The sequence below is a fragment of the Anaeromyxobacter sp. SG66 genome, from assembly GCF_022690805.1.
Classification (GTDB): Bacteria; Myxococcota; Myxococcia; order Myxococcales; family Anaeromyxobacteraceae; genus Anaeromyxobacter; species Anaeromyxobacter soli.
Map to the genome: position 1 here is coordinate 49204 of NZ_JALCZC010000005.1, position 21501 is coordinate 70704.

General features: G+C 74.4%; 15 protein-coding genes. 4 read left to right on the forward strand and 11 right to left on the reverse strand.

Annotated elements, in window-relative coordinates:
• Position 1: 1 nt before the first annotated feature.
• Positions 2-3286, reverse strand: coding sequence for a formate dehydrogenase (gene fdh / locus MNZ39_RS03165; protein ID WP_242334353.1), 3285 nt, complete (start codon positions 3284-3286; stop codon positions 2-4).
• Between the two features lie 172 nt (positions 3287-3458).
• Here fdh and MNZ39_RS03170 point away from each other — a divergent pair, with 172 nt between their 5' ends.
• Complete coding sequence (locus tag MNZ39_RS03170; protein ID WP_242334356.1) at positions 3459-5570, forward strand: ATP-binding domain-containing protein; 2112 nt, start codon at positions 3459-3461, stop codon at positions 5568-5570.
• A gap of 21 nt (positions 5571-5591) precedes the next feature.
• Here the strand turns inward: MNZ39_RS03170 and MNZ39_RS03175 are convergent, their stop codons facing one another.
• Positions 5592-9023 (reverse strand): aminotransferase class V-fold PLP-dependent enzyme, encoded by a 3432-nt coding sequence (locus MNZ39_RS03175; protein ID WP_242334359.1) that lies wholly within the window; start codon positions 9021-9023, stop codon positions 5592-5594.
• Positions 9024-9197: 174 nt separating this feature from the next.
• Here MNZ39_RS03175 and tpx point away from each other — a divergent pair, with 174 nt between their 5' ends.
• The gene (gene tpx / locus MNZ39_RS03180) at positions 9198-9701 is read left to right on the forward strand and encodes a thiol peroxidase (RefSeq protein ID WP_242334362.1); all 504 of its coding nucleotides are present in this window, start codon (positions 9198-9200) and stop codon (positions 9699-9701) included.
• A 166-nt stretch (positions 9702-9867) separates the two neighbouring features.
• On the opposite strand, the gene MNZ39_RS03185 is transcribed toward tpx, so the two are convergent.
• Both MNZ39_RS03185 and MNZ39_RS03190 read right to left on the reverse strand, forming a co-directional pair.
• The gene (locus tag MNZ39_RS03185) at positions 9868-10869 is read right to left on the reverse strand and encodes a cupin domain-containing protein (RefSeq protein WP_242334365.1); all 1002 of its coding nucleotides are present in this window, start codon (positions 10867-10869) and stop codon (positions 9868-9870) included.
• A gap of 132 nt (positions 10870-11001) precedes the next feature.
• On the reverse strand, positions 11002-12675 hold the full coding sequence (locus MNZ39_RS03190) for an HNH endonuclease (protein ID WP_242334368.1): 1674 nt from the start codon (positions 12673-12675) through the stop codon (positions 11002-11004).
• 594 nt (positions 12676-13269) lie between these two features.
• On the opposite strand from MNZ39_RS03190, the gene MNZ39_RS03195 reads away from it, so the two are divergent.
• A complete protein-coding gene (locus tag MNZ39_RS03195) occupies positions 13270-13740 on the forward strand; it encodes a YiiD C-terminal domain-containing protein (RefSeq protein WP_242334371.1) in 471 nt (156 codons plus the stop codon).
• A gap of 37 nt (positions 13741-13777) precedes the next feature.
• On the opposite strand, the gene MNZ39_RS03200 is transcribed toward MNZ39_RS03195, so the two are convergent.
• The 7 genes from MNZ39_RS03200 to MNZ39_RS03230 all read right to left on the reverse strand — a co-directional run bounded on the left by MNZ39_RS03200 (position 13778) and on the right by MNZ39_RS03230 (position 20122).
• Positions 13778-14164: a VOC family protein gene (locus MNZ39_RS03200; protein WP_242334374.1), complete on the reverse strand. Its 387-nt coding sequence runs from the start codon at positions 14162-14164 to the stop codon at positions 13778-13780.
• Positions 14161-14451, reverse strand: coding sequence for a helix-turn-helix transcriptional regulator (locus MNZ39_RS03205; RefSeq protein WP_242334377.1), 291 nt, complete (start codon positions 14449-14451; stop codon positions 14161-14163). Before MNZ39_RS03205 ends, MNZ39_RS03200 begins: the two co-directional genes overlap by 4 nt.
• Before the next feature lie 65 nt (positions 14452-14516).
• Complete coding sequence (locus MNZ39_RS03210; protein ID WP_242334380.1) at positions 14517-15629, reverse strand: hypothetical protein; 1113 nt, start codon at positions 15627-15629, stop codon at positions 14517-14519.
• Positions 15630-15637: 8 nt separating this feature from the next.
• Complete coding sequence (locus tag MNZ39_RS03215) at positions 15638-18226, reverse strand: TonB-dependent receptor domain-containing protein (RefSeq protein ID WP_242334384.1); 2589 nt, start codon at positions 18224-18226, stop codon at positions 15638-15640.
• A gap of 5 nt (positions 18227-18231) precedes the next feature.
• Complete coding sequence (locus MNZ39_RS03220) at positions 18232-18972, reverse strand: energy transducer TonB (protein WP_242334387.1); 741 nt, start codon at positions 18970-18972, stop codon at positions 18232-18234.
• On the reverse strand, positions 18969-19394 hold the full coding sequence (locus MNZ39_RS03225) for a biopolymer transporter ExbD (RefSeq protein WP_242334390.1): 426 nt from the start codon (positions 19392-19394) through the stop codon (positions 18969-18971). Before MNZ39_RS03225 ends, MNZ39_RS03220 begins: the two co-directional genes overlap by 4 nt.
• A 29-nt stretch (positions 19395-19423) precedes the next feature.
• Positions 19424-20122, reverse strand: a complete 699-nt coding sequence (locus MNZ39_RS03230; protein WP_242334393.1) for a MotA/TolQ/ExbB proton channel family protein — start codon at positions 20120-20122, stop codon at positions 19424-19426.
• A gap of 248 nt (positions 20123-20370) precedes the next feature.
• Here MNZ39_RS03230 and MNZ39_RS03235 point away from each other — a divergent pair, with 248 nt between their 5' ends.
• The gene (locus MNZ39_RS03235) at positions 20371-21453 is read left to right on the forward strand and encodes an LA_2272 family surface repeat-containing protein (protein ID WP_242334396.1); all 1083 of its coding nucleotides are present in this window, start codon (positions 20371-20373) and stop codon (positions 21451-21453) included.
• Positions 21454-21501 lie beyond the last annotated feature (48 nt).

The window sequence follows — 21501 nt, forward strand, 5'->3', positions numbered from 1 at the left end:
GCTACTTCCTCGGCTCGGTCGGAGGGTGGCGGTGCGCCGTCCGGATCCCCGGCAGATCGCGGGGCGGCGGGGCGCGCGGGGGCTCCGGTTGCCGAAGCTCGAGCCCGTCGGTGGCGGAGCGGCGCCCGAGGGAGTGGCGGCCCGCGCGGATGTTCGCGGTGAGCGCCTTGGACTCCTGGATGGAGACGTTCGGGTCGGCCACGAACGGGATGAGCTCGTTCGCCGGGTCGCCGCGCACGCGCCCGACGTAGCTCCAGTGGTAGGGGAGGCCGATCGTGTGGAGCGTCCGCCCCTTCACCCGGAGCGGCTTCATGCGCTCCGTCACGAGCACGCGGCACTCGATCTCCCCCCGCGCCGTCGTGATCGTGGCCCAGCGCCCGTTCGCGAGCCCCTTCTCCGCCGCGAGCTCCCGCGAGATCTCGCAGAACATCTCGGGCTGCAGCTCGGAGAGCCACGAGAGCCAGCGGCTCATCCCGCCGGCGGTGTGGTGCTCGGTGAGGCGGTAGGTCGTGACGACGTACGGGAAGCGCGGGTCGCCGAACGCGCGGTGGTAGGGGTTGTCGGCCCGGTGCCACTCCATCCGCGCCGGGTTGCACTGCTGCGGGTAGAGCGGGTTCTCGAGGACCGACTCCTCCGGCTCGTAGTGGGTCGGGAGCGGGCCGTCGAGCAGGCCGGAGGGCGCGAAGAGCCAGCCCTTGCCGTCGGCCTGCATGATGAAGGGATCGTCGCCCGAGAGCGTGGCGAGCCCCTCGGCGCCCGGCGGCGGCCGGTACGAGGGCGGCCGGTCGGCGATGAAGTCCGGGACGTCGTAGCCGGACCACGCGCCCTTCTCGGCGTCCCACCAGACGTAGCGCTTCCGCTCGGACCAGGGGCGCCCCTCGGGATCGGCCGAGGCGCGGTTGTAGAGGATGCGGCGGTTCGCGGGCCAGGACCAGCCCCACTCCGGCGCGACCCAGTGCTGCTCGGACTGGGGCCGCCGCCGGGCGGGCTGGTTCACGCCGTCCTTGTAGCACCCGGAGTAGATCCAGCAGCCGCACGCGGTCGCGCCGTCGTCGGTGAGATCCTTGAAGCCCGCCACCGGCCTCCCGTCCCTGATCGTGAAGCCGTTCACCTCGCGCAGGACGGCCTCGGCGTCGGGATCCTCGTCCTTCCCCTTCGTCGGGTAGTCCCAGGTGAGCGCCCGGATGGCCTCGGCGTTCGGTCCCGGCGCGTCCGCGTAGAGGCGCTTCAGGCGCTTGCCGAGGTGGTACACGAACCAGAGATCGCTGCGGCAATCGCCGGGCGGCTCGATGGCCCGGTGGTGCCACTGCAGGCAGCGCTGCGTGTTGGTGAACGAGCCGTCCTTCTCGGTGTGCGCGGCGGCGGGGAAGAAGAACACCTCCGTCTGGATGTCCTCGGTCCGGACCTCCCCGCGCGCGATCTCCGGCGCCGTCCGCCAGAACTCGGCGGTCTCGGTGAGGGCGAAGTCGCGCACGACGAGCCAGTCGAGCTTGCGCAGGCCCTTGCGGTGCAGGCTCCCGTGCATGGAGCCGACCGTCGGGTTCTCGCCCACGACGAGGTACCCCTTCACCTTGCCGTCCGCCATCTCGGAGACGGTCGTCATGTGCGAGTGGTTGCCGGAGAGGCGGGGCAGGAGATCGAACCCCCAGTCGTTCTCCCGCGTGGCCGCGTCGCCGAACCACGCCTTGAGGAGCGAGACGACGTACTTCGGCATCTCGCTCCACCAGCCCGAGGGCGAGCGGTTGTTCTTCACGTACTGCTCGAGCCCGCGGTCGGGCAGGAGCGAGTGGGGCATCGGCAGGTAGCCGGGGAGCAGGTCGAACAGCGTCGGGATGTCGGTCGATCCCTGGATGGAGGCGTGCCCGCGGAGCGCCATGATGCCGCCGCCGGGGCGCCCGATGTTGCCGAGGAGGAGCTGGAGGATCGACGCGGTGCGGATGTACTGGACGCCCACGGAGTGCTGCGTCCAGCCGACCGCGTAGCAGAACGCGCCGGTGCGCTCGCGCCCCGAGTTCCGGCACAGCGTCTCCGCCACCTCGAGGAAGAGCGGCTCGGGGATGCCGCACGTCTCGGCGACGACCTCGGGCGTGTAGCGGGAGAAGTGACGCTTCAGGATCTGGAACACGCAGCGCGGGTCCTGCAGCGTCGGGTCGGTCTTCCGCTCGAGGATGTTCGCGCCGTGCAGCGACTCCTTCCCCGCGCCCTTCTCGGCGTAGACCTCCTTGTGGCCGGCGGCGGGCACCACCCCGTCGACGCCGTCGTACGACCAGGTCTCCGGGTCGTACGAGTTCGACTTCGAGTCGAACCCGCTGAAGAGCCCCTCCAGGTCCTCGGTGTCCCGGAAGCGCTCGTCCACGAGCGTCGAGGCGTTCGTGTAGTGGAGGACGTACTCCTTGAACCAGCGCTCGTTCTCGATGACGTGGCGCACCAGGCCCCCGAGGAAGGCGATGTCGGAGCCCGGGCGGATGGGGACGTGCAGGTCGGCGACCGCGCTCGTGCGCGTGAAGCGCGGGTCCACGTGGATGATCGTCGCGCCGCGGTTCTTCGCCTCCATCACCCAGCGGAAGGCGACGGGGTGGCACTCCGCCATGTTCGAGCCCTGCACGACCACCCAGTCGGCGTTCTGCAGGTCGCCGGGGAAGGTCGTCGCGCCGCCGCGTCCGAAGGAGATCCCCAGACCGGGGACCGTGGAGCTGTGTCAGATCCGGGCCTGGTTCTCCACCTGCACGACGCCGAGCGCGGTGTAGAGCTTCTTGAGGAGGTAGTTCTCCTCGTTGTCGAGGGTCGCGCCGCCGAGGTGCGCGACGCCCAGCGTGCGCCGCACCCGCGCGCCGTGGTGCTTCGCGCCGGGATCCTCGATGCGCTCCTCGAACGTCTCGTCGCGCGAGCGCTTCACGCGCTCGGCCACCATGTCCATCGCCCGCGCGAGCGGGATGCGCTCCCACTCCCTGCCGCCGGGGCGGCGGTAGAGGACGTGCTGCTCGCGGTGCGAGCCGGTGACGAGCTGGAAGGTCGCGGCGCCCTTGGGGCACAGGCAGCCCTGGGACATGGGCGAGTCGGGATCGCCCTCGATGTCGACGATCCGCTCGTCCTTCACGTAGACGAGCTGGCCGCAGCCGACGGCGCAATAAGGGCAGATGGAGCGGACCACGCGATCCGCCGAGGCGGTGCGAGGCACGAGCTCGCGCGTCCGCTGGCTCATGGCGCTCGCGCCGAGGCCAGAGGTGTCCCCGGAGACGAGCTGGCGAGCGACGGGCCACTCGGAGAGCACGGGTAGCTTGGGCATCGGGTATTCCCCCGAGTGGAGACGGTGGACACGCTCGGGGCGCGACGCCAGCGCGCGCCCGCGACCTCGTCGCACCGCGCCTTGCGCGCGCCGGCGGCAGGGTCGAGGGTAGGATGCGCCGCCGCCGAACCAGCGTGCGATCGCCCTGGCGCCGCGTTAGAAGGACCGCCCCTTGCCGATCCGGACTCCACAGGCGATCCCCCCGGCGTCCGACGCCCTCGACGCCCGCGCACAGGACATCGTGGCCGAGGAGGAATCCCTCCTCGCGGCGGTGCACGGGGCGCTCGGCGCGCGCGCGTCCGTCCGGGCGGAGAGCGACCTCGCCGGACGCCTCCGGGAGCTCCGCGACGAGGCGCTCGAGTCCACCTCCAAGGACCTGCCGACCGTGTTCCAGGAGATGGGACTCGTTCGCGCCGTGCTCGAGCGCCAGCGGCCGGACGGGTTCCCCGATCCGAGCGCGCCGTACTTCGCGCACCTGCGGGTGCGCGAGGGGGGCGAGGTCAGGGACTACTGCCTCGGCCGGCACACGTTCGTGGATCGCGGGGCGGGGGTGCGCGTGGTGGACTGGCGCTACGCGCCGGTCGCCGCGATCTTCTACCGCTACCGCGAAGGCGAGGAGTTCGAGGAGGCGTTCCCCGGCCGCGTCGCGGCGGGGGTGGTGGAGGCGCGCCGCGTGGTGGTGGTGGAGCGCGGCGTGCTCACCCGCGTCTCCGCGGGAGAGCTGACCGTCGCGCGCGGCGCCGACGGCGTGTGGCGGCGGCTCGCCGTGCAGGGCGCCGCGCTCGGGGGCGGCGCGGGCAAGGCGGCGCGCGCCGGAGCCCTCGGGACCGGCGCGGGCGCGCGCGGGAGGGTCTCCGCCCCGGACATCACCGCCCTGCTCGACCCCGATCAGTTCGAGGCGGTCTCCGCGCCCCCGGACCGGCCGCTGCTCGTCATCGGCAGCGCCGGGAGCGGCAAGACCACCGTCGCCCTGCACCGGCTCGCGCGCATCGCCTTCGAGGACCCGCGGCGCTTCCCGCCCTCGCGGATGCAGGTGGTGGTGCCGGAGCTCGGCCTCGCGCAGCTCGCGGCGCGGCTCCTCGAGCCGCTCGGCCTCGATCGGGCGGCGGTCCGGACGCTGGACTCCTGGTCGCGCGGCGCGTTCCAGAGCGTCTTCCGCGCCCCGCCGCCGCGCCTGTGCGCCGACACGCCGTCGCTCGTCTCGCGGCTCAAGCGCCACCCCGCGCTGTACGAGACGCTCCGCCGCCGCCCGCGGCTCGCCGGCGCGCGGCCCTCGCTCGCGAAGCTGCGCCAGGAGCTCGGCGATCTGTGCGTGGACCCGGCGTTCCTCGCCGGCGTGGTCCGGGCGGCGCAGGGGGACCTCCCCACCACGGCCATCGAGGAGACGGTCCGGCACACGCGGCTGCAGCTCGCGCCGCCGACCGACGAGCTCGTCGCGGGCGTCGATCCCGACCGGCGCGAGACGCTCGACGGCCTGGGCCTCTCCGAGGACACGCCCGAGGCGATCGCCGGGACGCTCGACCCCGAGGATCTCCCCATCCTCCTGTTCCTCGCCACCCTCGCCGGCGCCGGGGGCGGCAGGTCGCTCGCGCACCTCGTGGTGGACGAGGCGGAGGACGTCTCGCTGTTCGAGCTCTCCGTGCTCGGCCGGCACCTCGACGGGCGCAGCGTGACCCTCGCCGGCGACGACGCGCAGCAGACGTTCTCCTCCTACGCCGGCTGGCCGCAGGCGCTCGCGGCGATCGGCGCGGAGCGCGCCGCGACGGTCAAGCTCGAGACCACCTACCGCTGCCCGCGCCCCATCGCGGAGGCCGCCCACGCCATCCTCGGCCCGCTCGCGCCGCCCTCTCCGCCGCGCGCGGGCCGCGACGGCGCGCCCGTGTCGCGGTTCGACTTCCCGACGGAGGCCCACGCGCAGCTGTTCCTGGTGGGGGCGATCCGTGATCTCGTCGAGCGCGAGCCGGACGCGTCCGTGGCGGTCGTCGCGCACTCGGCCGAGGTCGCGCGCGCGTTCCACCGCCTCCTCTCCGACATGCCCGAGGCCCGCCTGGCGATCGACGGCCGGTTCTCGTTCCGGCCGGGCGTGGACGTCACCGACGTGGCGAGCGTGAAGGGGCTCGAGTTCGACTACGTGGTCGTGCCCGACGCCTCGGTCCGCGCCTACCCCGACGCGGACGAGGCGCGCCGCCGGCTGCACGTCGCCGTCACGCGCGCGGCGCACCAGCTCTGGATCGCCGCGCCGGGCACGCCGTCGCCGCTCCTGCGCGCCCTCCCACCGGCCTGAAGCGCCTGCGCGGCCCGGGCCTCACCGGCACGCGAGGAACCGCACCGCCGCGCGCGAGGCGGCGAGCGTCTCGGCGATCCGCGCCAGCGCCTCGTCCACGTCCGCCTCGGTCTGCCCCGCCCCGAGCGAGAAGCGCACCGAGCAGTGCGCCTCCTCGGGCGTGAGGCCCATGGCGAGGAGGGTGCGCGACGGCTCTGGATCGCCGGAGTGGCAGGCCGAGCCGGAGGAGAGGTGCACGGCGCGGCGGCCCAGCGCGAGCACGAGCGACTCGCCCCGGATCCCGGGCAGCGTGACGTCGAGGGTGGTCGCGATCCGCGCCCCGTCCCCGTTCCGCCGCGCCTCCGGCAGGAGCCTCAGGAGACCCGCCTCGAGGCGGTCGCGGAGCGCCGCGAGCCGGTCCATCTCGCCGCCGCCGAGCCGCTGCATCGCGAGCTCGCAGGCGCGCCCGAACCCGACGACGCCCGCGACGTTCTCGGTGCCCGCCCGCAGCCCGTGCTCCTGCCCGCCGCCGTGCACGAGCGGCTCGAGCGAGACGCCGGCGCGGACGTAGAGCGCGCCGACGCCCTTCGGGCCGTGGATCTTGTGCGCCGAGACCGTGAGGAGGTCCACCCCCAGCGCCTCCACGTCGAGGGCGACCTTGCCGAGCGCCTGGACCGCGTCCGCGTGGAGGAGCGCGCCGCGCGCCCGCACCGCCGGCGCGAGCGCCGCGACCGGCTGGATCGTGCCCACCTCGTTGTTCACGAGCATGAGCGAGACGAGCACGGTGTCGTCGCGGAGGGCGCCGAGGACCCGCTCCGGCGAGACGTGCCCGTCGCGCTCGACCGGCACCACGGTGAGCTCGAACCCGTGAGGCACGAGGGCGCGGCAGGCCTCCAGCACGGCGGGGTGCTCGATGGCGGAGGTGACGACGTGGCGGCCGCGCGCGCGGCACGCCCACGCGGCGCCCTTCACCGCGAGGTTGTCCGACTCGGAGCCCGATCCCGTGAACACCACGCGCCGCGCCGTGCACTCGAGCGCGCGGGCCACCTTGCGGCGCGCGTCCTCGACGGCGGCGCGCGCCTCGGCGCCGCGGGGGTGGACGCTCGAGGGGTTCCCGAACGCGCCCGCGAGGAACGGCGCCATCGCCTCGGCGACCGCCGGCGCGACGGGGGTGGTCGCCGCGTGGTCGAGGTAGATGGGGCGGAGCGGGGCCGCCTCGATCCGCGGTCCCCTCGGCGCGTCGCGCTCGGGCGCGCCCTCCGCCGGCTCCGCGGCCGCCGCCCCGTCGGCGCGGCGCACCTCGCAGAGGAGCGCCTTGTAGACGGGGAAGCCCGAGATCGGATCGCACTGGGCGAGGTCCGTGAGGGCGTTCACGTTGCAGGCGCGCCAGGACTCGCTCCCCAGTGGCCCGCCGCCTCCCATGCTCGCGTCGATGGCGCCCGGGACGAGGTCCGCGGTCACGTGCGCGCGGAAGGGGGCGCGCCCGCGCGGCGTCTCGACCCAGACCGGATCCCCGCTCGCGATCCCGCGCGCGGCGGCGTCCTCCGCGCTGAGCGTCGCGAGCGGCTCGGGCGCGCGCGCCGCGAGGCCGGGCACGCCGTGGTGCTGGCTGCGAAAGTCGTGGAAGCCGCGCGCGCCGGAGTTGAAGACGAGCGGGTGGCTGCCCGCGAGATCGGGCCGGCTCGCCGGGCTCTCCGGGGGCTCGACGTAGACCGGCAGCGGCTCGTAGCCGTGCTCGGCCAGGATCGACGAGGCGATCTCGAACTTGCCGGAGGGCGTGTCGAACCCGGGCTCGCCGTCGGGCCGGAGGAGGCCCTTCTCCCACTTGCGATACTGGAGGAACGGGGCGGGCACCCGCGCCTCTCCCCCCGCGGCCCGCACCGCCTCGAGCGTGAAGCCCGTCCCCTCGAGCGCGTGGCGCAGGAGCGCCTCCTCCGTCTGCGGGTAGAGGTGCCCGTAGCCGAGCCGGTCGGCGAGCCCGGCCATGATGAGGAAGTCGTTGCGCGCCTCGCCGACGGGCGGCACGAGCGGCTCGCGGATCTTGAAGAGCGGGCCGTACCGCATGTACGAGGTGATCTCGTACCCCGTCGCCGCCGGAAGGACGAGGTCCGCGAACGCCGCGTCCGCGGTGAGGAAGCGATCGACGCACACGAGGAAGTCGAGGCCGGCGAGGGTCCGGCGCCACAGCTCCGGGTCCGGCCACGCGGTGAGGATCGACGCACCGTGCACGACGAGCGCCCGGATCCGGTAGGGATCGCCCTCGAGCACCGAGCGGGGCAGGGCGATCGCGTGGGACTCGCCGCGGTAGCGCGTGTACAGGGGGAAGCGCTCGCGCCCGAGCGCCTTCCCCACGGCGGGGTTCGGCTGGAGGTGGCGGCGGTTCTGCGGGAACGCGCCGTCCCGCATGCGGAAGACGAGGCCGCCCGGGACGTCGAGCTGTCCCGCGAGGCCCCACAGCGTGAGGAGCGCGCGGATCGCCTGCACGCCGTTCCCGGAGTACTCGAGGCCGGTGTAGGTGACGGGGCACGCGCCGCGGGCGGCCGCGATGCGGCGCGCGAGGCTGCGGATGGTGGCGGCGGGCACACCGGTGATCCCCTCGACGCGCTCGGGCCGGTAGTGCTGGGCGAGCCGCGCGAGGTCCTCGAACCCCACGGTCCAGTCGCGCGCGAACTCCTCGTCGTGGAGCTCCTCCTCGAGGAGCACCTCGATGAGGGCGAGCGCGAGCGCGCCGTCGGTGCCGGGGCGGATCGGGATCCACTCCGCGTCGACGGCCCGCGCGGTGTCGTTCCGGCGCGGGTCGATGGCGATGACCTGGGCGCCGCGCTGGCGGGCGCGCACGACCTGGTGGTGCGCCGTCGGCGGCGAGTCGGTGGCCGGGTTCGCTCCCCACAGCACGACGAGCTCGGCCTGGTCGAGGTCGGCGTCGAGCCCGAGCAGCATCGCGCCCATGGTGACGTGCGGCGCGATCATCGCGAACGCGACGTAGCAGAGCGCCCCCACCCCGAGCGTGTTGGGCGAGCCGAACGGGAAGAGGACGCTCGAGGCGGACGAGACGGCCACGCCGGCCGGCTGGAACACGTCGCAGAGCGAGAGCTCGAACGCGCCCCGGCCGGTGTAGACCGCGGTCGCCTCGGCGCCGTGCTCCCGCTTGATGCTGGCGAGCCGGCCTGCCAGGAGCGCGTACGCGGCGTCCCAGGAGATGGGCTCGAACGCGTACCTGCCCTTGGGGCCAGTGCGGCGGAGGGGGCGGTTCACCCGGTCGGGCGAGTGGACGATCTCGGGCGAGTGGCGCCCGATCGTGCAGAGCATGCCGAGCGGGTGATCCGGGAGCGGCTCCACCCCGACGAGCCGGTCCCCCTCCACGTGGGCGCGCACCCAGCAGCCCGCGGGGCAGATGCCGCACAGCCCGTCGCGGACCCGGACGCCGCCGCGCACCCCGCGCGTGCTGGCCTCCCGTGCCTCGGGTGCTCCCATCTCCTCCTCCGGTCCGGAGATGGATGCGGCCTGAGTCGGGGAGCGGCCAGCCGCCTCGCCGGGTGCGGCCGGGTGGCGCGACGGTGAGTGTGTCCCCGCTGGGGACGAGCGGCCACAATCCCGGCGCTCCGGGTGGGCGTGGGTTAAAACCGCGCGAACTCGAACGGAGGATTCATGGCCCAGGTGACGCTCAAGGGGAACCCGATCCACACCAGCGGCGAGCTGCCGGCCGTCGGCGCCAAGGCGCCCGACTTCAAGCTCACGGGGGGCGATCTGAAGGACGTCTCGCTCGCCGACTTCAAGGGCAAGCGCAAGATCCTGAACATCGTCCCGAGCCTCGACACGGCCGTCTGCGCCACCTCGACCCGCAAGTTCAACGAGAAGGCGGGTCAGCTCCCGAACACGGTGGTGCTCGTCGTCTCCGCGGACCTTCCGTTCGCGGCGAAGCGGTTCTGCACGACCGAGGGGCTGCAGAACGTCGTCACGCTCTCGCTCATGCGCGACAAGAAGTTCGGACAGGACTACGGCATCCTCCTCACGGACGGCCCGCTCGCGGGCCTCTGCGGCCGCGCGGTCGTGGTGCTCGACGCGGACGACAAGGTGATCTACCGCCAGCTCGTGCCGGAGATCGGGCAGGAGCCCGAATACGAGCCGGCCCTGAAGGCCGCGCAGGGCTAGACGGCGTCGTCGTCGAGGCAGCGGGCACGAGGCCAGCGGGGCGACCCGCTGGCCTCGTGGCGCCCGGCGGCTCCAGTCCTCGGCGGTGATGGAGCGACTGGCGGTGAATACCGGAGGTGACTTCCCGACCCCGACCCGACCCCCGCCTTGTCCGCCGTGGCCCGTCCTAAGTGCCCTTGCTCTCGACCGCCGCGTCCAGCGGGAAGGTCAGGGAGCTGCGCGTCCCCACGAACGTCTTCCGCAAGCCGAGCTCCGGGAAGTCGACGATCTCGATCGTGCTCCGCGACCAGGCGTCTCCGCCGAGCAGGTAGACGAGCTCGCCGTCCGGCGACGCCCGAACGTTGTGTGCCGGGTCGCCGGCGGGGAAGCCGAGGAAGTCGCCGGGGCCGATGGGCTCCTCGCGGTCGCCGATCACCGCGACGCCGCTCCCGGAGAGGACGTACATCCACTCCTCGTCGTGCCGGTGCACGTGCTTCACGAAGGACTCCCTGCCGGCGGGCACGGCGGCGACGCCTGCGGAGATGCGCTTCAGCGCGGGGCGGGAGAGCCAGGTGAGCCCGACCTCCGAGCGCGGGTTCTGCGGGTGGTGGTAGACGCGCGCCTCGCCGCGCTCGCCGGCGCGGACGAGCAGGCGCGGCCGCTCTCCCGGCGGCGGGAGGCCGACCAGCTCGCGCGGCAGCTCCTTCACTCCCGGGAAGAACTCGATCTCCGCGTCCATGGGGTAGACCGCGAAACGATTGCCGAGGCGGACCATCCGGCGTCGCAGGCGCGGGAAGTCCGCCACCTCGACGTCCGGGATGATCTCCCCGCCCTCGAGCAGGAGGAGCCGCTCATCGGCGGAGGCGTTGCGGACGTGGTGCGCCACGCCCGGCGGGAGGGCCACGAAGTCGCCCGGGCCGACCTCGTGCTCGGCGTCGTCGAGCTCGATCACGCCCCGCCCCTCGAGGACGAAGACCCATTCCTCCTCGCGGTGGTGGACGTGGAAGATGGCGGACTCCTTGCCGGGAGGGAGCCACGCGAGGTTCACCGCGATCCGGCCGAGGCCGGCGGCGCGGGAGATCATCCAGCCGTGGATCTCCGAGCGCGGGTTGTACGGGTGGCCGCTCGACTCGGCCGGGCCGCGCTCGCTGGCGCGGACGAGAGTGCGGGGAAGGGATGCATCGGACATGACCGCAGCGTAGCGCGGCACGGCTGCGACGCCAGGGGACGAAGCGGGTGCACGGCGGCATGGCGGTGGGTCCCGACCTCGAGCTGCTCCGACCCACCCACCGCCGCTCGATGGACGCTCACTCGACGGAGCTCAGTCCAGGGACCGCGTCGGATCCCGCGCGCCGAGCCGCCACGTGAGCCGGTCCGGCGCTACGCCGCGAACCTCGACGAGCCCACCGTGTACTCCCCGCAGGTGGTGGGCGGCGCAGAGCGATGCGAGGTTCGCCGGGTCGTCACCGCCGCCGCGCGAGCGATAGACGACGTGGTGCGCGTGCACGGCCGCCCGGCTGCAACCCGGCACCTGGCAGAGTCCGCCGTCGCGCGCGAGGGCCCGCCGCTGCGGCGTGCTCCGCTCCGCGAGCGCGGGTTTCCAGGTCGAGATGAAGTGCTCCGCCATCCGCTCGAGGCACTCCGCGGGCGTGAGCCAGCGGTCGGCCGCTGCGCGGGCCGCCCGGAACGCTTCGTCGAGGAGGCGCCCGACCCGCCGAGGCACGCGCAGGTCGAGCTCGGCCCGCGCGCACATCTGCGCCTCCTGCTCCGCCTCGATCTCCCGGCGCAGCGCGATGCAGGTCGTACCCTCCGCCCGGCGGATCCAGTCCTCGGTGGTGAGATCGTCCGCGACCTCCGCCACGAGCCGCGCCTGCTCGTAGGACACGCGCCCGTCGCGCATCGCCTGCTCGAGCGCGGGGAGCGCGTAGAGCCTACGCTCCAGCTGGACCCGCTGCTGCACCGTGCGCGTAGCCATTCCGAGCCGCTCCTCGCAGTAGTGGCCGAACGAGGCGAAACCCATGTCGCGCCACAGTCGCAGCGTCCGGAGCAGCAGGCCGAGGTGCCCGACGAGCGCGTCCCAGCGATCGCGCATCGCCGCGAGCCGCCTCAGCTCCTCGTCGACGCGCACGTCCGCGCCGCCGTCGAGCTCGGCGCTCACCTCCGCCTCGACCGGAGCGACCGCTCCGAGGAACGCCCAGCGGCCATACTCCTCCTCGAGCCCCGCCCTCGCCGCCTCGAACCATTCTGCGGCCGGCCCGCGCAGGACGCCTTCGTCCGTGACCTCGTCCCCGCCGTCCGAGAGCGCTTCCACGGGATGGGCGCCGAGGAACTCCTCGCAGATCGCCTCGAGCCGCTGCCACCTCGGCGCGGTCGCTCCGAGAACCTTGCCCGCGAGCGCCATCGCCTCGTCGAGCTTCGCGCGACCCGCGGGCGTGAGCTGGAGGGACACGCGCTCCCGCGGCTCCTCGTCCGCCTTCGCCTCGGCGGCTGCTTCGGCCCGCACCGCCGCCGCGAGCGCGCGCACCGTCTCGGTGCGGGCGATCGAGACCCAGCGCGCCTCCGCCTCACCGCGGGCAACGGGGAGGACCGTCTCGGCCTTGCGCGCGCTCACCTCGCCGCGCCGGACCGCGTCGGCGAGGAGCGGGCGGTCGCGGAGCGCCCGCGCGAGCCTCACGAGCTTCTGCGCCGTGCTGGCCGCGATGCCCAGCCGCTCGCGCGCGTAGTCACCGACGCTCGCGTACCCGAACCGCATCGCACCGTCCCGGTCGGCGAGCGCCGCGAGCCCGCGGCCGATGGCGATCTCGAGCGCGCCGTGCCCACGCGCGACGCGGCTGAGGAGCCGGTCGATGAGGAGCGCCGCCTCGTCCCGCAGGATGCCCTTCCGCTCGTGCGGCGGCGGCGGCTCGAGCAGCCACGCCTCCGCCGCGAGCGCGTCCAGCGCGGCCGCCGAGGCGATCGCGAGAGGAGCGGGAGGGCTCAGGGGCACGACGTCCATCGAGTGAACCCATACCATCTGTGTCTGACGGTCGGGCGGACTCCAGCGCGACGGTGGGTGAATATCAGACGTGACCGCGACCCCGACCGCGACCCCGACCACGACGACCGACGCCGAGCCTTCCACCCACCCCGGCTCCAGCGCGCCGCCCCCACGTGGCGGGACCTCGCGCCCGGAGGCGGGCCACTGGACGCGGTAGGCACCTCCCCGAACCACGGACCGCATGCAACGCGGTTGGCCGCCAAGGCACCTTCGCCCATGGTCAACCCCGCCCATGCGGCCCCGCGTTGCCAGCGGCGTCTGGCGGACGGCACCGGCCCCCGTACCTTGTCTCCGTCCATCGTGGCCCGCCGAGGACGCGAGGTCCCGTCCAGGCGGCGCGCCACGGCGACCTCGGAAGCGGCGACGTCGGCCAGATCGACCTCGACGACCTCGACCTCGACCCCGACCCCGTGATCCCGTTCCCCGCCGGCTCCGCCCTGACCGCTGCGCTCCGGCTCGCGGCATGAACCTCGAGACACGCCTCGCCCCACCGCCTAGATCGGACACGCGTGACCAAAGCTCGAGGCAACTCCTGACACGGAGCTCAATCGCGTGACGCGGGACGAGATCACCCGCTACGTCCGCGAGCACATCCCGCTCGCAGTCCACCTCGGCGCCGTCATCGAGCGGTACGACGGAGCCTCGCTGCGCCTGGCCGCGCCGCTCGCCCCCAGCCTCAATCACCGGTCCACGGCCTTCGGCGGCAGCCTCTCCGCGATCGCGATCCTCTCGGGCTGGACGCTCGTGCACCTCAACCTGCGCGAGCGCGGCGTCGAGGCTGGGGTGGTCATCCAGCGGAGCGAGGTGAGCTTCGACGAGCCCGTCGCTGGCGACTTCTTCGCCACCTCCACGCTCCCTCCCGCGGCCGAGTGGGAGCGCTTCCTCGAGACGCTCCGGCGGCACCGCCGCGCGCGCGTGACCGTGCGCGGCGCAGTCGAGGCGGGCTCCCGGCGCGGCGGCACGTTCGAGAACGTCTACGTCGCCACGCGTGACGGACCGCCGGTGGATCGAGCGCGTCGGTGATGCCGCGGAACGGTGGGAGGCGGACCTCCCGGGCCGACTACTTCTGGCTGGCGATCTGGATGAGGTTCCCGCAGGTGTCGTCGAGCACCGCGATCGTCACCGGGCCCATCTCGGTGGGCGGCTGGACGAAACGAACGCCTGCCGAGCGGAGCCGCTCGTACTCGGCACGCACGTCCTCTACGGCGAACGAGGTGAACGGGATGCCGTCCTCCACCAGGGCCCGCTTGAACGGGCGCGCCGCGGGGTGCCCGTCCGGCTCCAGCACGAGCTCGGGGCCATCCGGGGCTTCGGGCGACACGACGGTGAGCCAGCGCACCTCGCCCAGCGGGATCTCGGTCTTCTTCACGAACCCGAGGACCTCCGTGTAGAACCTCAGGGCCTTCTCCTGGTCATCGACCAGGACGCTCGTCAGGTTGATTTTCATCGCCGGGTCCCTTTCAGCCCCTCGACCGGCCACCGCTCGAAGATACTCCGCAGCGGTGCGGTGTCGAGGTGATGGAGCTTGCACCTGCCTTCACGCCGCGTGGTCACGAGGCCGGCCGCCTCGAGCACCTCGAGGTGCTGCGAGATCGCCTGCCTCGACATCGCGAGCCCGTGCTTCATCGTCAGCCGCGTGCACAGCTCGAACAGCGACTGACCGTCCCGATCGGTGAGCTCGTCGAGGATCGCCCGCCTCGTCGGGGCGGCGAGCGCTTCGAACACGTCGGCCACCCGGCGGAACATAGGCAAGCTACGACTTGCCTGTCAACCTCGAGACGCCCGGCGGGCCGACCCCCTCACGGCGTCACGGCGAGCGAGCCCGCGCGCCACGTCACGCCACCGACGAGATCGCGCGCGACCACCCACACCGTGGGAGCCCCGGCTGCCGGCGTGGTGAGCTCCGCCGCCTCGTCGGGGTGGTTCGTGTGCAGCTTCTCGAGCTCGCCCGCGCTCGTGAACCAGGAGAAGGTCCAGTCCTCCTTCCGCGTCGCGATGGGCTGGCCCGCCGCGTCGCTCTCGACGTAGGTCTCGCGCAGCTCCTCGAAGCCCGCCGGCAGGAGCGGCAGGAGCGGCACCTTCGCGCTCGGCGGCACGGCCGCGGGCGTCTCACCGGGCGCCGGGAGCGCCGCGCCCTCGAGCGCCACGCCTGACAGGACGGGGTTGTGGTTGGGCGCGGAGGGCGCCGCCGGACCGCGGACCCGGATCCGCTTCAGCGCCGCGACGTGGGGGCGGCGCGACCACTCCGCCTCGAAGCGGGCGGCGACGGCGCCGAGGAGCTCGCAGTCGCTCCCCACCGCGCTCGCAGGCGCGAGCTCGTCCGGCGTCGCGTCGAGCGCGAGGGCGAGGTCGGTGACCTCCAGGCCGAGGACGCGCTCGGGAGACGACGCGGGCAGCGCCGACAGCGTGTAGTCCGCGGGGAGCTCGTAGGCAGCCCCGGGCAGCGCCACCGCGGAGCCCGGGTCGGCGGGATCCCGCCTCACCGCCAGCGGGCCGCAGCCGTCGCGTCCGCACGCCTCGAGGCCGGCGAAGGAGATCCCTCCCGCGACGCCGACGCCCGGGGCGGCGCAGGCCGCCGCGAGATCGGCGCCCGCGAGCAGCGTCGAGGGATCCGCCAGCTCGGAGAACAGGGTGCAGGGGGAGGGGCCCGGGTCTCCCGGCGCCGGGGTGCAGGCGACGTGGAGCACCACCGCGCGCCGGGCCGGGTCCGCGACGAGGGCCGGATCCACGACGAGCGTCCCGAAGTCCGCGCGGGCGGGGGCCGAGCCGTCGGAGGGCGGGGCGATCTCGGGCGGCTCGGCGCGGACCGCGAGCACGCGGAACCCCTGCACCTCGGAGGCGGGATCGAAGTCCGGCCCGCAGGCGGCCGTGAGCGCGAGGACGGGGACGAGGGCGGCGAGCGTGCGGTTCATGGGCGGTCCTAGTACTCGGCGCGCAGGCCGAAGGAGGGGAAGAGCGGGAGGCCGGAGTACCAGCCGCGCCGCGAGTAGTCGAAGCTGTACGCGGCGGCCTCGGGGTTCTCACGGTTGGTGACGTTCTGGACCTCCAGGTAGGCCGCGAACGTCCAGGTGCGGGCCGTCCACTTCTTGTCGACGCGGAGGTCGAGCTGGAAGAACGGGGGCATGCGCCCGGTGAGCGCGCCGGTCTGGATCGGCTGGTAGCGGTCGGCGTCGGCGTCGTACACGGCGGCGCGGACCGGCTCGTAGGGGTTTCCGCTCGTGTAGCGGGCGCGGAACCCGGCGGAGAGGCCCCGCCAGACCTCGGGCAGCTCGACGGTGCCCACCGCGACCACGTTGTGCGGCTGGTCGTAGGCGTCTCCCTCGCTGTCGAGCCGGCCGCCCGCGACGGACTCGCCCCGCTCCGCGCGCGAGAGCGAGTAGGAGATCCAGCCGAAGAACCGGCCGTCGGGATCCCAGCGCAGGAGCAGCTCCGCGCCGTAGGACCGCCCCGTCCCCGCGCTCCGGTAGCGCTCGGAGACGAGCTGGCCATCCCGGGTGATCACGGCGTCGGAGGGGAGGGCGAGGTCGAACAGGCGCTTGTAGTAGAGCTGCGCGTCGAGGAGCAGCCGCGGCAGGAGCCGCTGCTCCGCGCCGAGCGAGTACTGCCAGGCGCCCTCCTCGCGGAGGTCGGGGTTGCCGAACTCCTCCGTGACGTACGGGAACGGCGGCGCCTGGTGATAGAGGCCGACCGCGCCCTTGAGCGCGGTCCCGGGCCTGAGCTGCCAGCGGACCGCGAGGCGCGGGTCCACCCAGGAGAGGTTCGCGAGCGCGCGGTGCACGTCCGCGCGCACGCCCGGGACGACGAAGAGCCCGTCGACCGGCTCGAGGGTCGCCTCGACGAACGCGCCCGCCTCGAGCCCGTCGATGGTGGCGGCGTAGCGGCGGGTCTCGGCGTTCGGGTTCGGGACCTGACCGGGCGGGAGGATCGGCGGCGCGTCCACCTCGATCCTGACCCGCGGATACCACTGCCCGTCCACGCCCGTGACGAGCTTCACCCGCGGCGTGAGCTCGTGGTTCACCTCGGCGCGAAAGTGCGTGCTCCAGAGCTCCTGGCGCATCCGGAACAGCTCGTCGGCGTCGATGTCCATGTCCTGCCAGCCACCGCCGAGCGCGAGCCTGAGCCGGGTCGCCTCGCTCGCGCGGTGATCCCAGCGGAGCCCGGCCCGGTAGAAGCGGGTGCCGTACTCGAGGAAGTCGAGGTCCTCGAGCGACTGATCGTCCTCGACGCCCGTGAGGACCATCCGGTCGTCCGAGCCGAACACGTCGAGACGGACGGTGTCGTCGGCGGTCGCCTTCCACGCGGCCTTCGCCTGCAGGTCGTAGTAGCGGGGCGCGGTGCTCACGCCCGGCGCGTCGTCCATCGACTCGAGCGCGCGGGTCACCACCGCGTCCGCGTAGGAGCGCCGGGCCGCGATGGCGATCCCGAGATCCTCGCGCGGCCGGCCCTCGTAGAGCGCGGTCGCGTGGTACAGGTTCACGTCCGCGAGCGTGTGGGTCCGCTCGCCGGGATCGCGCGTGACGAGGTTCACGCGGCCGCCGATCGCCCGCCCCGAGCGGACGCCGAAGTTGCCCGCCTCGAACTCCACGTCCTTCAGGAGCTCGGACGAGTAGACGCTGGTGAGCCCGCCGAAGTGGAACACCGCGGGCACCTCCTCGCCGTCCACGTACACGCGGGTGTCGCGGGCGTTGCCGCCGCGGACGATCATCTCGCCGCTCAGGAAGGTGCGGGCCATGCCGGGGAGGTTCTGGATGACCTTCACCGCGTCGCCGGAGGCGCCCGCGACGCGCCGGATCTCCCCGGCCGCGATGGCGACGTGCGAGACCTCCTTCTCCTCCCGCTCGCCCACCACGACCGCCTCGTACTCGCCCTCCGCGGCGGTCCGCTGGAGCCAGTAGGTCACCTGGGTCGCCTTGCCGGGCTCGACGGTCTCCTCCGACTCGAGGCGGGCGTGGTCGACGTCCGTCACGACCACCTGCACCGCCCCGTCCGCCACCCCGGCGAGCGCGAACCGGCCCTCGCCGTCGGTGTGGGTGAGCTGGCCGCCCGCCTCCACCATCGCGCCCGCGACGGGCAGCCGGGTGCCGCGCTCGAGCACCCGGCCGAGGAGGTTCAGCGGCGGCGGCGCGGGGGCCGCGGGCGGCGCGGCCAGCGCGAAGGTGAAGCGATACTCGATCCGCACCGGCGCGGGCGCCCCGTCGATCTCCGCGGGGGAGAAGCGGAGCTTCCGCGCGGCGGCGACCGCGGCCTCGTCGAACCCCTGCCCGGCGGGGCCGGTCACCACCGCGTCGGTGACCTCGCCGGTCTCCGAGATCTCGAGCTCGAGGGTCACGACGCCGGTCAGCCCCGCCGCGCGGGCGGCCTCCGGGTACTCGGGCTCGGCGGGCTCGACCACCGCCGGAGCGCGCGTGAGGACGCCGGTCTCCGCCGGTGGCGTCTCGGCGCGAGCGGGGCGGGCGCTCCCGAGGAGGAGGCCGAGCAGGGCGAGCGCGGTGGCGAGCGAGCGGCGCATGAGGTTCACTCCAGGACGAAGGTGTAGGTGAAGCGGATCTCGGTCTCGACGGCCTCGCCCTCGAGCAGGGGAGGCGTGAAGCGGAAGCGGAGCGCGGCGGCCCGGGCGGCCTCGCCGAGGGCGGCGCCCGGCGCGGAGAGGAGGCGCGCCGCCGCGACCCGGCCCTCGGCGTCGATCCGCAGGAGCAGCACGACCTGCCCCTCGAGCCCCTCCCGCCGGGCCTCCGGGGGATACGGGATCTCCGGCCGCTCGAGGAGGCGGGGCTGCGCGGAGAGCCGGGCGGGCGCGGAGCGCGGGGCGGCGTACGGCTTCACCGAGGCGGGATCGGCGGCGGTCTCCGAGGCCCTGCCGTGGAGCGTGTTCCCGACGCCCACCGCGAAGCCGCCGCCGGTCGCGGTCGAGGAGAGCGACACTCCGACGCGGGGGACCGCGCGCGCCGGCGCGGCGGGCGGCGGCGCTTCGTTCGGGGGCGGCGGTGGAGGCGGCTCGGCCGGAGGTGGCGGCAGCCTCGCGATCGCGACCCGGCGCGGCGCAGGCCGCTCCGACGGTGGAGGAGGCGTCGGGGCGGGGGCGGGCGGCGGAGGGGCGGCCTCGAACTCGACCACCACGGGCGCGGCCCTTGCGGCCTGACGCGGCTCGAGGCGACCGGCCCAGGCGAACCCGCCGGCGTGGAGCGCCAGCGAGGCCAGCGCCATCGCGGCGAGCGTGCGGCCCCGCGGCGGACCGTCGGAAGGCGCCGGGGTCACGGCGCGCCTTCCCCCGACGCGTCGTGCTCGATCTGGATCGCGAAGCGGGTGAGCCCCTCGCTCTTCACGAGATCGATCACGGACACCACCTCGCCGTGAGGCACGGCCCGGTCCGCGCCGATGAGCGCCCGCGCGTCGGCGCTCCGCGCGAGCGCCGCGCGCACGGCGGCGCGGGCCTCGGCGCGGCCGACGGGCCTTCCGTCGAGGAAGAGCTTCCCGTCCCGATCGAGCGTGAACGCGAGGGTCGGGCCGACGGTCTCGCCGCCGCTGGCGGCGCGGGGCAGGTCGACCTCGATGCTCTCCTTCACGATGTAGGAGGCGGTGACCATGAAGATGATGAGGAGGACGAGGGTGATGTCGACGAGGGGCGTCACGTTGATGCCGGTGATCGCCTCGTCGCTGCCGTTCGAGTGGGCGGCCATGGTGGGCTCCGGTGCGCTCGCGGCCGCCGCTAGGCGGCGCCCTTCGACTCGTGGGGCTCGGGGCGCCGCGCGGACCTTCCGTGGTCGAGCCGGGCTCGGGCCGCGGCGCGGACGTCGTCGTGCTCGAGGTGCGACGCGAGGGCGTGGCCGATCGCCTCGGCGCGCGTGATGAGCGTGCGCAGCCAGCGCTGGAAGCCGTTGAACGCGACGACCGCCGGGATGGCCACGAAGATGCCGACCGCGGTCGCGACGAGCGCCTCCGAGATGCCGGACATCACCGCCGCCGCGCCGGCGCCCTTCGGGCCGCCGACGGCGAGGTCGGAGAAGGCCCGGATGATCCCGACCACCGTGCCGAAGAGGCCGAGGAAGGGGGCGTTGTTGCCGAGCGTGCCGAGAAAGGAGAGCCCCCGCTCGTAGCCGAGGCGGCGGTCCGCGATGGTGCAGGCCACCGCCTCCTGCACCGCGGCGGGGCCGCCGCCGGCGGCGTCGAGCGCCGCCCGCGCCACCTCCGCCTCGAGGCCGCGGCGGCCCTCGATGCGGGCCCGCGCCTCCTCGAGCCGCCCGTTCATGAGGAGGGTGAGGAGGTCCGGAGAGGTGCGGCGGCGGAGGGCGAAGTACAGGGCCCGCTCGAGGATGACCGTGACCGAGGCGGCGGAGAGGGCGACGAGGAGCAGCATCACCCACTCGGCGCCGGCGCGCGTGAAGAGCTCGAAGAGGGACTTCGTCATGGGTGACGCTCCGTTGACCGCGAGAGTGCGGCGCTCGTGTTGTGCGAGGGAACACCGCGGCGCGGAGATCGCGCTACCGCCCCCTCGCCGAGGCGGCGCGGAGCATGGCGGCGGCAGGTTGCCCCGATCTGGTCGGAGCGTGAAGAAATGTGAATCGTCCGCGCCGCGGTAGCGCGCGCGGCAGGCAGCGGTGTTCCTCCTTCCGACCCCGCCGACCGCCCCTCGGCCACGGAAGAAGGACGACGCCCATGCGGAACCCGCTTCGCACCACCCTCGCCGCGCTCGCGGCGGCCGTGCCCGCCCTGGCGCTCGCCGGCGCGGCGGTCCCGGAGCCCCCCGCGGCCGCCCCGACCGCGCTCCGCGTGGTCCCCGTGGACCTGTCTCTCGTCCCGCCGCTCAGCCTGAACGGTGAGGGGCGGGTGGAGAACCACCTCTCGATCGGCGTGGTGGCCCGCTCCACCGTCCTGCGCGGCCTGGCGCTCGCGCCGGTGCACCTCGCCGACGAGGACGTCTCGGGCGCGCAGGTGACCTGGGCCGCGGCCAGCGCGGGCGGGGTCGTGCGCGGCGTGCAGCTCGCGACCGTCACCACGGTGGCGCGAGATCTCCGCGGCCTCCAGGCGTCGCAGATCGTGAACGTGGTCCGCGGCGGCGGGGAGGGCGTCCAGCTCGGCGGCGCGGCCAACGTCGCGCGACGCCTCGACGGCCTCCAGGCGGCGGCGGTCAACGTCGCCGGCGGGGTGCGCGGGGTGCAGCTCGCCGTGGTGAACGTGGGCGGCGAGGTGAGCGGGACGCAGCTCGGGCTCGTGAACGTGGCCCGCCGCGTGCGCGGCGCGCAGGTCGGGCTCGTGAACCTCGCCGAGGAGGCGGAGGGCTCGGTGGGCGTCCTCGCGCTCGTGCGGAACGGCCGCCACGAGGTGGAGCTCTACGCGACCGAGCTCACGCCGCTCGCCGCTGGCGTGCGGCTCGGCGGGCGGCGCGCCTACGGCGTCCTCGGGGCGGGCGTCCAGCCCGACCCGCAGGAGCGCTCGGGCAAGACGCTCTCCGCCCTGGGCGGCGGCGCCGGCGTCGGGTTCGAGCCGGCGCAGCGCCTCGCGCTCGACCTGGATCTCGTCGCGCAGGCGGTCTCGCTCGACGGCACCCCCGAGGCGGTGCTCGGGGTCCTCCGCGCGGTGGCAGCCTACCGGCTCACCGAGTGGATGGGGGTCCTCGCCGGCCCGACGGCGAACGTGCTCGTCTCGGACGAGGACCAGCCCGACCTGCACCTCGGCTGGAAGCTCGGCGGCCGCCACGCGCGCGTGTGGGTGGGCTTCGTCGCGGGAGTGCGGATCTGACGGCGGTTTCCGGCGCTGCTCACGGCCGGACCGGGGTTCGAGGTAGAA